An 11,483-nucleotide genomic window follows, 5' to 3' on the forward strand; every position below is an offset into this window, starting at 1 on the left:
GCCTACCGGCGGCCCCGCGGCTCGCGGCTGCGCGGCGTCCGGACGGGCTGGGCGGCCATGGGGTCGGGGCCGTACTGGTCGGCGGGCCGGCCGTAGGTGTTCTGGGCGGTGCCTTCAGGCTGGTCGGGCTGCGGGTGATCGTTGTCGAGCACGAAGCCGCCGGACGAGTCCTGGGCGAAGAACGGCGAGTCCGCGCGGCCGAAACCGCTGCTTCTCGGGCGGTCGTCGGCTGTGGGGTCGGGGTAGCCGTAGCCGCCGGTATCGGGTTGGTCCTGGGCGGTGGGATCGGCGTAGCCGTAGTGGCCCGGGGCTGAGGTCCAGGCCGCGGCCCCGGTTTCGGCGTAGCCGTGGCTTTGGTCGGCGTAGCCGCTTTGGTCGGCGTAGCCGCTTTGGTCGGCGTAGTCGCTTTGGCCGGCGTAGTCGCTTTGGCCGCCGTCGAAGTCGGACTGCGCGTCAAAGCCGGACGCGGCATCAAAGCCGGACTGGGCGTTGATGCGGGACTGGGCATCAAAGCCGGACCGGCCGTCGAAGCCGGCTTGGGCATCAAAGCCTGACTCGGCGTCGAAGCCGGACCGGCCGTCGAAGCCGGCTTGGGCATCAAAGCCTGACTCGGCGTCAAACCCGGACTCGGCGTCGAAGCCGGACCGGCCGTCGAAGCCGGCTTGGGCATCAAAGCCTGACTCGGCGTCAAACCCGGACTCGGCGTCGAAGCCGGCTGGGGCGTTATGGCCGCCCGGGACGGCGTAGCTGCCGGGGACGTCGTAGCCGGCGCCGTAGGACGCGGCGCCGTGCGCTTGCGGCTCCGGGAGGGCGCTCAGGCCGTAGCGGGCGATGTCCGTGCCTGTGTCGGGGGCCGCATGCCGTCGGGACGGCCGCTGCGCCGGCGGGGCATCCTTCGCGTAGCCGGCGTCGGCGGTGGCGTCGTATTCGGCGGCTGCCCCGCGCTCGGCCCAGGCCGATCCGGACAGTCCGGGCCCGTAGGGGCCGCTGTGCCCAGCAGAGTGGGCGTAACCATCGGGGTTTGTCGGTGGCACCCCCGCGGCACCGCGCTGACGCGGCGCCGCAGCAGCGGGCCGCGCCGTGGCGACCGCTACCGGCGCCGAAACAGCGGCTGCGCCGGAGGCCCTGGGCGCCGACATGGGCGTCACGGCCGGAGCCACGGATGCGGTCGCCACCACCGGCCTGGCGGTGCCGACAGGCCCGGAGTCACGATCCGGATCCGGCAACCACCCACCGGCTTGCGCCTGCCCAGGCGCGGCGGGCGATCCCGGCACCGGCGCGGACGCCCGGCCACCGATCCGGGCCGCCTGGACCACGCCGCCTGCGGGCCCCGACACAGCGGCCGACGCCCGGCCACCGGAGCCGACCAACCCGGCCTCGCGACCGACTCCCTGCACCGGCCCACCGGCCCGACCCACTTGCGCAGCGCCCGCGGCAGCCCCCGGCACGGCGGCCGACGCCCGGCCACCGGTCGTGTGCCCAGCCGGCACCCGGCCAGCACCATTCGACGCGCCGGGCATCGACTCAGCGCCCGCCGGCCCGGCACCCATCCGCCCGGCCGCATCCACCGGCCCGGCACCATTCGGCCCGGCACCCATCCGCCCGGCCGCACCGACCGGCCCGGCGCCCATCGGCCCGGCCGCGCCCATCGGTCGCGGTCCCGCCGAGGCCAGCGCAGCAGCCGGCGACCCGGCCGCCCGCATCCGCGTCATCTCGTCCTGCAAGGCCTTGACCCGCTGGCCAGTCCCCCGGGCGCTGGCCGCGATCTCCTCCCGCAGCTCGTCGCGCATCGCCGTCACCTGGTCCTCGACGTCCATCTTGAGCAGCACCGGATCGTTGCGGACCAGCAACGCCGCGCCGATCAGGACCACGCAGACCGCGATGAGCAGCACCGCGAAGCGGATCGAGTTGTCGCTGCCGCCGAGCAGCGCGACGAGGGCGGCGACCGGGGCCAGGCCGACGCCGGCCCAGATCAGGGCCGTGAGTAGGCGGGCGTTGGGCGACGCCTCGGGGTCCCGGTCAGGCATGGTCGCAGATGCTACCGAGAGCGGCAGGGGTCGCGAAACGGGCAGATGCGGGGCATCGCGCTTGCGATGCCCCGCATCCGGGGTGATTCGGCCGGCCGGTGAGGAACCGGTGACAGCTGGTCGTCAGCCGGCGGCCAGTGCGCCGTCCGAGCTGAAGACCAGGCCGACGCTGATGGTGCCCTGCTTGAGGCCGGTCTTGGTGAGCGGGCCGCCCGCGTCGAGCGAGCTGAACTTGCCCGCCTCGAACTTGTAGGTCTCGACGAGGCCCTGCTGGCACTTGGGCCGCTGCGGGCACTCCGGCGGGCCACCCAGGACGGTCGCCGCACCCGAGCACTTGGCCGCCAGCTCGGACAGGGTCTTGACGGAGTACTTGGTGGCGAAGGCCTCCGTGGTGGCGAAGGCGTTCTGGTCCTGGGCCGTGGAGGGCTTGCCGAAGACCAGGCCGACCTTGTCACCGAGGGCGGTCAGGTTGGTCATCGTGGTGTCGAGCTGCGGCGAGGACGGGTCCTTGGCGCTCTTGCCGTCGACCTTGCCGGACAGGAACGTCGCCAGGGTGGCCGCGTACTCCGGGACGACGTCGATGTCGCCCTTCTCCAGGGCCGGCTCGTACAGCTCGCGGTTGCCGATCTGCTGGACCTTGACCTTGTAGCCCGCGGCCGTCAGCGCGATGTTGTAGAGCTCGCCGAGGGTCGCGTTCTCGCTGAAGTTGGCCGCGCCGACCGTCAGGTCGCCGCCGGGGCCCTTCGCGATGCCGGTGGTGATGGAGTTGGCCGTGGCGAACTCCTCGGCGGCCGCCTTGGACGACTTGCGGTCGATGTCGACGGCCTTGTTGAGCTCGATCAGCTTGGTCGTGTCGAGCGCCGCGGAGACCTTGTCGAGGGCGGCGATGAGCTGCGGCGACGAGGCCTTCTTGTTGATCGCGGGAACGATGTTGTCGGTGTTCTGCAGGTTTTTGTCGTCGGTGAGCACGACGAGCTTGTCGCCGGCGACGGGGGCGCAGCCGTTGCCCGCGGCGGAGCTCGCGGGGGCCTCCGTGCCGGAGGAGCCGGACTCGCCGCAGCCGGCGAGGATGACGGCGGCGGTCATGAGGGTGCCGGCCGTCAAGAGCAGGTGTCGACGCATACTGCCGCCTTCTGTGTCCCGGCACGGCCAGGGGCCGCGCCGCGTGTCCGACGGGCAGTCGGTGTCCGATGCCCGTGTGTTTTCAGTTTGTCGGGCGCGCTGAGCGGCCCACTTCCATTCCTACTCGCAGGGTCCGACAAGTTTCGTAACGATGCGAGACCATTACCCGGCCGGGGCCGCTGCGGTGGGCCGGCGGCGCCGGTCCGTCCGGAGCGCAGCCGGTGTCACCAGTCGTTGTACGCCTGCGAGCACTGCTTCCACCAGCAATGCGAGCAGCGCCACAGCGATGCCGCCCGCCACGATCTGCCCGCCGCCGCCGTTGCTCATGCCGATCCCGAAGCCCGCAGAGATGATCTCGCCGAGCCCACCGCCGTTGACGAACGCGGCCAGCGCGGCGGTGGCCACCACCTGCACGGCCGCGGTGCGCAGCCCGGCCGCCAGGTACGGCACCGACAACGGCAGCTCCACCCGCCGCAGCACCTGCCCGCCGGAGAGGCCCATCCCGCGCGCCGCTTCCCGGGTCTCCGGGTCGATCTGGCGCAGCCCCGTGTACGCGTTGGCCAGCAGCGGCGGCACCGCGAAGACGGCCAGCGCGACGACCACCGGGGGCTGGCCGAAGCCGAGCGGGGTCAGCGGCAGGATGGTGAGCAGGGCCAGAGTGGGGATGGCCAGCGTCAGGTTGGCGAAGGTGAGCACCGCTCCGCCGCCCCGGCCGCGGTGACCGAGCCAGATGCCGAGCGGCCAGCCGATGACACAGCCCAGCAGCACCGCCCACAGGCTGATCAGCAGGTGTTCCTGGAGGCGGTCGAACAGGCCGCCGGGGTTGGTCCAGTTGAGCGGGTCGTTGAGCCAGACGAAGCCCTCTTGGAAGTAGTTCACGAGCTGCGCTCCCTCGCCCACGGGGTGAGCAGCCGGCCCACTCCGGCCAGCGCCAGGTCGAGGACCAGCGCCAGCCCGACGCAGAGCAGCGTCCCGGTCATGATCTCGGCCTTGTAGAAGTTGTTCCGGAAGCCGCCGAGGATCATCTCGCCGAGGCCGCCCTTGCCGATCAGCGAGCCGACTGTGACCAGCGCCACGGTCGAGACGGTGGCCAGCCGCAGGCCGGTGAGGATGCCGGGCAGGGCCAGCGGCAGCTCGATGCGCCACAACCGGCCGAAGCGCCCGTAGCCCATGCCGGCTGCCGCGTCGCGGACCTCGGCCGGGACCTGGGTGAGCCCGGCCAGCGAGTTGCGGGTGAGCACCAGCAGCGCGTACAGCACGAGGGCGATCAGCACCGACGTGTCGCTGGTCGTGCCGACCGCCGGCGCGACCAGGGCGAGAAGTGCCAGCGACGGGATCGTGTAGAGGACGCCCGAGAGTGCAAGAATCGGGCCGGTCAGTGGACGCCACCAGTAGGAGACGACCGCGAGCGGCAACGCGACGATCAGCGCGATGATCACCGCACGGGCGGTGAGACCCGCGTGGAACTGCAGTGCGGACAGGATCTCGCCGGCGTTGTCGTGGACATAGCGCCACGAGAACCACGGATTTCCCGGCCCGTCATCGGCGGGGGCGGCCAGCTCCCCGGGAGCAGCGAGGGGCCACGCAGGCACCGGGGCCCTCGACAGGAAGGACATACGTGGACGCTACCGCGATCAACGACTCCGGCGCTGGCCGGACCGCGGCGTCTATCACGCTCGAGAACGTCGGGAAGGTCTATCCGGACGGGACCGTGGCGGTCGGCGACATCAGCCTGGAGGTGCGGGCGGGCGAGCTCGCCGTGCTGATCGGGCCGTCCGGGTGCGGCAAGTCCACCGTGCTCCGCATGATCAACAGGCTGATCGAGCCGTCCAAGGGCCGGATCCTGATCGACGGCGCGGACGTCTCGCAGCAGGACCCGGTCGAGCTGCGCCGGCAGATCGGCTACGTGATCCAGAACGTCGGGCTGTTCCCGCACCAGAGCATCCGCACCAACATCGGCACGGTGCCGCGGCTGCTGGGCTGGAACCGCAAGCGGATCAAGGACCGCGCGGAGGAGCTGCTCGAGCTGGTCGGGCTCGACCCGAAGCGCTACGGCGGCCGCTATCCGCACGAGCTCTCCGGCGGTCAGCGCCAGCGGGTGGGCGTGGCCCGGGCCCTCGCGGCCGACCCGCTGGTGCTGCTCATGGACGAGCCGTTCTCCGCGGTCGACCCGATCGTGCGCGGCCGGCTGCAGGAGGAGTTCCTCCGGCTCCAGGAGGCGGTCCGCAAGACCATCGTGCTGGTCACCCACGACATCGATGAAGCCGTACGGCTGGGCGACCGGATCGCGGTGCTGGCCGAGGGCGGCCGGCTCATGCAGTACGCGACCCCGGCCGACCTGCTCAGCAAGCCGGCGTCGGCGGCGGTGAGCGAGTTCGTCGGCACCGACCGGGGGGTACGGCGGCTGGCGGTGACCCCGGTGCGCGACGCGATGCGTCCGGTCGGGCAGATCGAGGAGATCGAGCGCCTGCCCACGGTCGACGTCTCAGGCACCCTCTACGACGCGCTCGCCGTGATGCTGACCAGCGACTCGCTCAACGTCGTGGTGGTCTCCGACGGCAAGCCGGTGGGCGCGGTGTCCCGCTCGGCCCTCTTCGACGCCCCGAACGCGGAAGCGGCGGCCCCGGCCTGACAGCGATCCGCGGCGTGACCGGAGGACGGGGAGATCGTCCGGTCACGCCGCGGGGTGTCGCGGCGGTGCGGTGCCCGCGGGGGCGGCGGTCACCTGGTGCCGCGGCGGGCCCGGATCGTACGGCGGCGCGGGACGCCGCACGGCCGGGCCGGGAACGAGGCTCTAGCGGGTGCCGCGCCGGCCGCCGAGGGTGGCGAGTCCGATGATCCAGCCGACGAAGAGGCCGTAGGTGGCGCCCTCGCCGGCCGTCCGGAACGCGCCCAGCAGCGACGGGTTGGCCAGGAACAGCGTGGTCAGCAGGGCGGCGAAGCCACCGGCGAAGATGTAGGACGCCCAGCCGGCGAAGAACTGGCTGATCGTGCCGCGGGCCCGGGCCAGCTGGGAGCCGGGCAGCAGGTAGAGGAAGACCAGCGTCAGCACGACCACCAGGATCGCCTTGAGGTCGCCGATCACGATCGAGCGCAGCGAGTCGTCGGAGTCGAAACGCCAGTGCGGCCAGGCCAGCAGGCGCAGCCACCAGCCTCCGGCGGTCTCCGGGTTGGTGTTGTCCTGGGCCCAGTCGGCGTACCAGGGGCTGCCGAAGACCAGGACGAGTATCAGCGCGGCTATCGTGCCCGCGCCGGGCGCAGTTTTGTAGCGGTTGGTGAGAGCCATGAACCCGCTATTTCCCTGCGGATTCCGCTCGCCAAACGCGCCGGAACTGATATCCGTGAATGTGTGCCTTGCGGTGGTCTCAGTGCTTTTGCAGGTAATCGATGAAGGCTGCCCGGAGCAGCGGCTCCTGCTCCCCGTACCCGTGTCCGGTCAGTTCACGCCACAGAGCGACCGCTTCTTCGATCGTCGGGCCCACCGTGTTCGGCGCGCCGTCCAGCGACGCCGCCTCGTCCGCGTCGGGCAGGTGCTTGAACACCGACCAGAAGAAGCTCAGGTCACGGTGCTCCCGCGCCTTCGCGAAGGCCCGCTCACGCAGCTCCTCGGTGGGCAGGGCGTCCAGTTCGGCGAAGGTCGAGTCGGTCATGACTGCCAGCATAGGGCGCCACGGCGCGTCCTCAACGGGCGCTGCCCCAGGGCCCCTCGTCCCAGCGCAGGGGCTTGCTGTCCGGCGGCTCGGGCGAGGTGGACCAGGTCTGCGGCATGTCCGGGGTCCACGTGGTGCCGGCCGAGGCCGCGGCGTTCCAGTCCGCCGCCGCGGGCACCAGCAGCGGGCGCCCGTACGTCTCGACCAACCGGGTGACGATCAGGCCGCCGCCGACCGCGCAGGCCGCGATCGCGAACAGAGCGATGTCGAAGTCGCGGCGGGCCGCGTAGTCCAGGAAGAGCGTCAGCCCGGCCACCGCCAGCAGCGTGCCGAAGATGCCGCCGCGCCGGCCGTACGCGCTGGTGCCGGCGAGCAGGGCCGCGCCGAAGGCGAGGCCGGTCCACTCCAGGCCGGTGCCGGGCGCGATGGGCGCGGTGGACTGGGCCGCCATCAGGATGCCCGCGCCGACCGCGAAGACCGACGAGAGCACCAGCGCGGCGATCACCGGGAACGCCGCGGCCACCCCGCGCCGCTGGGCCGGGTCGCCGGCCGGTCGCTGCCGGCCGACCAGCCGCCGGATCGGCATCACGGTGCCCAGCGCACCACCGATGACCGCCAGCAGGGCGAAGCCGCCGAAGAGGTAGAACGCCTGGTTGGCCGGGTCGTAGCCGGCCTGGACGGTGACCGGCGCGGTGCGCAGCTGGTCGTAGACGATGACGCCCATGGCCCCGCCGAGCGTCGCGGCCCAGCCGGGCACGTGCAGCACGAGCACGAAGACGGCCGCGATCAGGCCACCGGCGGCGGCCACGATCAACGCCGGCACGGCCGCCTGGACCAGGCCCTCGTCACCGTTCTCGGCGAAGTGCAGCGCGGCGCCCAGGGCGATCGGGCCGACCGCGAGATTGGGCACGCCGGCGCGCAGGGTCAGGCCGGCGCCGAGGGCGAGCAGGCCGATCGAGGCGCCGGTGATGAGCAGAGTGTCCAGCGCCGGGCGGCGCAGGCTGGCCGGATCGAGCCGATAGAGCAGGTACGCGATCGCGGCGACCGCCAGCAGCAGGACGATCTCCCAGCCGATGTGGATGCCCAGCCGGTCGCGCCCGTCGTCGAAGTCCCCGCCGCGGCGGCCGGTGTCACCGGCCGGCTCGACGAGCTGAACGCCCTCGCCCTCGTCGGGATCGAGATCGCGCCGCCGGGCCCGGAAGTCGGTGGCCGCGATGCCGGCCCGGTACGCCGCCGGGTCACTTTCGCCCTGGTCACCGGTATTACGCCGATATGTGGTCTCGTCGTAGGCCATCTCGCACACCTCCTTCGCCGCCGGCACAGCATACGGAAACGAGGGGCCCTCAGTTCAAGTCCCGGATCGGACTCGATCAGGACCTTCCGGCCTGCCGTCCCGGGCCGCCGCCGTCCTTCTGGTCGGGTTGCTCCGGCACCCGGCAGGAGCGTTCCAGCCACAGCGCCGCGCCGACGAGCGCGAGCGCCGCGACCACCCCGGCGATGGCGGCCGGGACGTCGTCACGAGCGGCCCTGGTCGGCTCCAGCGCCAGCCAGGCCAGCAGCCCGGCGGAGAAGCCGCCGAACAGCGCACCGGCCAGCGCCGACGCCTTGGCCAGGACGGCATACCGGGCGACAGCCAGCGGGTCGACCCGGGGCGCGCCGGGCTTGCGCTGGATCCGGGCCGCGGTGTTCTGCGCGAGGGTCGCCTCGACGACGGCCAGCGTGCCGAGCACGATGATCGGCAGCCAGGGCAGCCGGGGCATCTGCGAGTACAGGGCGCTGAGCAGCAGCCAGCCGACCGCGGCGGCGGCCAGCCCGGCCACCACCAGGACGGACAGGCTGGTCGGCCGCATCGACGGATCGGGTGCGCCACCGCCGGGGTTACTGCTCACTCTTGTGACTCTAACGGCAGATCGGGCCGCGGGGTCAGCGCGTTCGCGTCGGCGGTGAGCTCAGGGGCGTTCAGCAGGTCGGTGACCCAGCCGTGCCCGGGCAGCTGGGCGTAGGGCTGCAGATCGAGCCAGGGTTTGAGCACGAACGCCCGCTGGTGCGCCCGGGGATGCGGCAGGGTCAGCTCCGGGTCGGCACTGAGCACGGGCGTGCCGTCGTCCTGCCAGACCGCGATCACGTCCACGTCCAGAGTGCGGGGGCCGAAGCGCCGCTGCGGGTCCCGGACGCGGTCCGCCGCCTGCTCGACCGCGCGGACCCGGGTGAGCCAGCCGGCCGGATCCGCCGCCGGGTCCACGGCCAGGACCACCGCATTCAGGTACGCCGGCTGGTCGGCGTCACCCCAGGGCGGCGTCTCGTAGACCCCTGAGACCAGGACGACGCTCTCGCCGAGCTGCTCCACCGCGCCTTTGAGGTACGCGTACCGGTCGCCGAGGTTGCTGCCCAGCGAGAGGATCGCCCGGGTCATCGGGCCCGCCGGACGGTGACCGCCACGTCGGCGAACTCGAGCGGGATGGGTGCCTGCGGTTTGTGCACGGTGACCGTGGCCGCGGTGACCCGGGGGTCCGCCAGGCAGACCGCCGCGAGCCGGTCGGCCAGTGTCTCGATCAGGTTGACCGGCTCGCCGGCGATCACCTCGGCCAGCCGGCCGGCCAGCTCGCCGTAGTGGACGGTGTCGGTGACGTCGTCGCTGGCCGCCGCCCTGGTGAGGTCGAGTTCCAGCTCGACGTCGACCACGAAGTCCTGGCCGTCGCGCCGTTCGAAGTCGAAGACCCCGTGGTGGCCCCGGACGCGCAGGCCGTGCAGGGAGATGCGGTCGCTCACGGCGTACCCCCAGGTGTTGATCGTGAAATGCGCGGGCTGCCGGTGGCGCGCCACACGGCCAGGGCGTCGACGGTCGCGCGGACGTCATGGACCCGGACGCCCCACGCCCCGGCCGCGACCGCCAGCACCGAGGTGGCGATCGTCGCCGCTTCGCGGCCGTCAACGGGCCGCGGCTCGCCGTCCGGCCCGGCGAGCAGTCGCCCGAGGTAGGTCTTGCGGCTGGCCGCGAAGAGCACCGGATGACCGAGAGCGATCAGCTCGTCCAGGTGTGCGCTGAGGGCCCAGTTGTGCTCGGCGCGCTTGGCGAAGCCGATGCCGGGATCGAGGATCAGCCGCCCGGGGTCGACGCCCGCGGCGACCGCGGCGTCCACCCGCTCCAGCAGCTCGGCGCGGACCTCGGCGACGACGTCGTCGTAGTGCGCGAGGTCGAGCATCCGGCGGGAGTGCCCGCGCCAGTGCATGAGGATCCACGGACAGCCGGCGTCCGCCACCACGGCGGCCATGCCGGGATCGGCCAGGCCGCCCGAGACATCGTTGACCAGCGCGGCTCCGGCGGCCAGGGCCGCGGCGGCCACCTCGGCCCGGGTGGTGTCGATGCTCAGCGGTACGCCGGCGCCGGCCAGCGCCTTGATCACCGGCAGCACTCGCGCGATCTCGGTCGGACCGTCCACCCGGTCGGCGCCCGGCCGGGTGGATTCGCCGCCGATGTCGATGATGTCGGCCCCGTCCCGGTGCAGCGCAACGGCGTGCTTGACAGCGGCGTCGACATCGGCATAGCGCCCGCCGTCGGAGAAGGAATCCGGGGTCACGTTGAGCACGCCCATCACGACCGGGTGATCTTGCTGCAGCAGCGGATCGCCGCTGACCTGCGCGGTCGTTGCGATACCGGTCGGATCAGTCACGGGAAGAAGGTACCGGGCCTCAGGTTTTAGAACATGTGTACGATGCAACGTGACTCATCTTCAGTCATGTCTTTACCTTGGGTAACGAATCAGGCAGCTTGTAGGTAAGAAGTACGGCCCGTACTCTTCGGAACTGGGCATCATTGAAGGACCGAAGAGAGCAGACGGGCTTTGGGTAGGACAGGAGCGCCCTGAACAGCTCACTCGACGCGGTGAGCTGGAAGTAGCACCATATGGGCGTTGCCGTCAGCGAGGCTTTACAACTGCAGTGTGCTCGGCGCCCTCACGCCGGGCACCCGGGAGGTTTACCGATGATCGCCACAGAGTTCGCCACGCAGGTCGTAGCGGCCCTGCAGCAGGGCACCCTGGCCGCCCCCGAGCCCAAGGGCATCAACACCGAGGGCGTCGTCACCTTCTTCGCCAGCAACATCGCACCGATCCTGCTCGCCGTCCTGGGCATCATCTTCATCGGACGGGCGAGCCGCGGCGAGATCTCGAAGGTGCTCACCAGCTCCGCGATCGCCATCGTCGGCCTCGCGTTCATCGCCGGCGCCGCGACGTTGTTCTTCGTCGGCGACTACCTCATCAGCCTCATCTTCGCCTGAGGCCGCGGGCGGACACATGCGGCTGCGCACCGATGACGACATCTACCGGGCACGCCTTGTCTATCTGGGCCCGCCCGGATACACGCTGCCCATGCATCTGCCGTATGCGCAGTATGGGATGTTCGTCCTACTAGTGCCTTTGTTCGTGTTTCTGCACTACCTCATCACGTTCGAGATCGACGCCTTCCCCGCCTGGGAGATCGCGCTGGCCATGGTCACCACCTCCTACGTGTTCCGGCACGTCGACCCCGACCGCCCGGCCCGGATGGTCATCCGCACCGCGCTGACCGACTGGCGCCGCACCCGCGAGCCGGCCGTCGAGCAGCGCGACCCGAGACTCGTCGCCACGCGCATCAGGGTTCGGGAGGAGTTGGTATGACCAGTTTCGCCAATCTCGTCGCATGCCCG

Annotated in this window: 14 protein-coding genes; 3 read left to right on the forward strand and 11 right to left on the reverse strand. The window is 71.8% G+C overall.

The features are described from left to right. Positions 1-2 precede the first annotated feature (2 nt). From AB0C12_RS09855 to AB0C12_RS09870, 4 genes are all read right to left on the reverse strand, one after another. Positions 3-1,892 (reverse strand): hypothetical protein, encoded by a 1,890-nt coding sequence (locus AB0C12_RS09855; protein WP_360546088.1) that lies wholly within the window; start codon positions 1,890-1,892, stop codon positions 3-5. Positions 1,893-2,150: 258 nt separating this feature from the next. Further along, positions 2,151-3,149: a glycine betaine ABC transporter substrate-binding protein gene (locus AB0C12_RS09860; protein WP_360546090.1), complete on the reverse strand. Its 999-nt coding sequence runs from the start codon at positions 3,147-3,149 to the stop codon at positions 2,151-2,153. A gap of 162 nt (positions 3,150-3,311) precedes the next feature. Beyond that, positions 3,312-4,028 (reverse strand): ABC transporter permease subunit, encoded by a 717-nt coding sequence (locus AB0C12_RS09865; protein WP_360546092.1) that lies wholly within the window; start codon positions 4,026-4,028, stop codon positions 3,312-3,314. After that, the gene (locus tag AB0C12_RS09870; RefSeq protein ID WP_360546094.1) at positions 4,025-4,765 is read right to left on the reverse strand and encodes an ABC transporter permease subunit; all 741 of its coding nucleotides are present in this window, start codon (positions 4,763-4,765) and stop codon (positions 4,025-4,027) included. Before AB0C12_RS09870 ends, AB0C12_RS09865 begins: the two co-directional genes overlap by 4 nt. Positions 4,766-4,767: 2 nt before the next feature. Between AB0C12_RS09870 and AB0C12_RS09875 the strand changes: the two genes are divergently transcribed. Further along, positions 4,768-5,781, forward strand: a complete 1,014-nt coding sequence (locus tag AB0C12_RS09875; protein ID WP_360546096.1) for an ABC transporter ATP-binding protein — start codon at positions 4,768-4,770, stop codon at positions 5,779-5,781. A gap of 162 nt (positions 5,782-5,943) precedes the next feature. On the opposite strand, the gene AB0C12_RS09880 is transcribed toward AB0C12_RS09875, so the two are convergent. From AB0C12_RS09880 to folP, 7 genes are all read right to left on the reverse strand, one after another. Next, a complete protein-coding gene (locus tag AB0C12_RS09880; protein ID WP_360546098.1) occupies positions 5,944-6,435 on the reverse strand; it encodes a hypothetical protein in 492 nt (163 codons plus the stop codon). Between the two features lie 79 nt (positions 6,436-6,514). After that, positions 6,515-6,799, reverse strand: a complete 285-nt coding sequence (locus tag AB0C12_RS09885; protein WP_360546100.1) for a hypothetical protein — start codon at positions 6,797-6,799, stop codon at positions 6,515-6,517. Between the two features lie 31 nt (positions 6,800-6,830). After that, positions 6,831-8,093: an ABC transporter permease gene (locus AB0C12_RS09890; RefSeq protein WP_360546102.1), complete on the reverse strand. Its 1,263-nt coding sequence runs from the start codon at positions 8,091-8,093 to the stop codon at positions 6,831-6,833. A 76-nt stretch (positions 8,094-8,169) separates the two neighbouring features. Continuing rightward, entirely contained in the window at positions 8,170-8,649 is a 480-nt protein-coding gene (locus AB0C12_RS09895; RefSeq protein WP_360547098.1) for a DUF3180 domain-containing protein, read from the reverse strand. Between the two features lie 35 nt (positions 8,650-8,684). Further along, positions 8,685-9,212, reverse strand: a complete 528-nt coding sequence (folK, locus tag AB0C12_RS09900) for a 2-amino-4-hydroxy-6-hydroxymethyldihydropteridine diphosphokinase (protein WP_360546104.1) — start codon at positions 9,210-9,212, stop codon at positions 8,685-8,687. Then, a complete protein-coding gene (folB, locus tag AB0C12_RS09905) occupies positions 9,209-9,568 on the reverse strand; it encodes a dihydroneopterin aldolase (RefSeq protein ID WP_360546106.1) in 360 nt (119 codons plus the stop codon). Before folB ends, folK begins: the two co-directional genes overlap by 4 nt. Beyond that, the gene (gene folP, locus AB0C12_RS09910) at positions 9,565-10,392 is read right to left on the reverse strand and encodes a dihydropteroate synthase (protein WP_360547100.1); all 828 of its coding nucleotides are present in this window, start codon (positions 10,390-10,392) and stop codon (positions 9,565-9,567) included. The genes folB and folP overlap by 4 nt, the downstream gene beginning before the upstream one ends. 389 nt (positions 10,393-10,781) lie before the next feature. Between folP and AB0C12_RS09915 the strand changes: the two genes are divergently transcribed. Both AB0C12_RS09915 and AB0C12_RS09920 read left to right on the forward strand, forming a co-directional pair. Next, the gene (locus tag AB0C12_RS09915) at positions 10,782-11,075 is read left to right on the forward strand and encodes a hypothetical protein (RefSeq protein ID WP_360546108.1); all 294 of its coding nucleotides are present in this window, start codon (positions 10,782-10,784) and stop codon (positions 11,073-11,075) included. 16 nt (positions 11,076-11,091) lie between these two features. Further along, positions 11,092-11,454 (forward strand): hypothetical protein, encoded by a 363-nt coding sequence (locus AB0C12_RS09920; RefSeq protein ID WP_125811387.1) that lies wholly within the window; start codon positions 11,092-11,094, stop codon positions 11,452-11,454. The last annotated feature ends 29 nt before the right edge of the window (positions 11,455-11,483 follow it).

The organism is Actinoplanes sp. NPDC048967, from assembly GCF_040649415.1.
Lineage (GTDB): Bacteria > Actinomycetota > Actinomycetes > Mycobacteriales > Micromonosporaceae > Actinoplanes.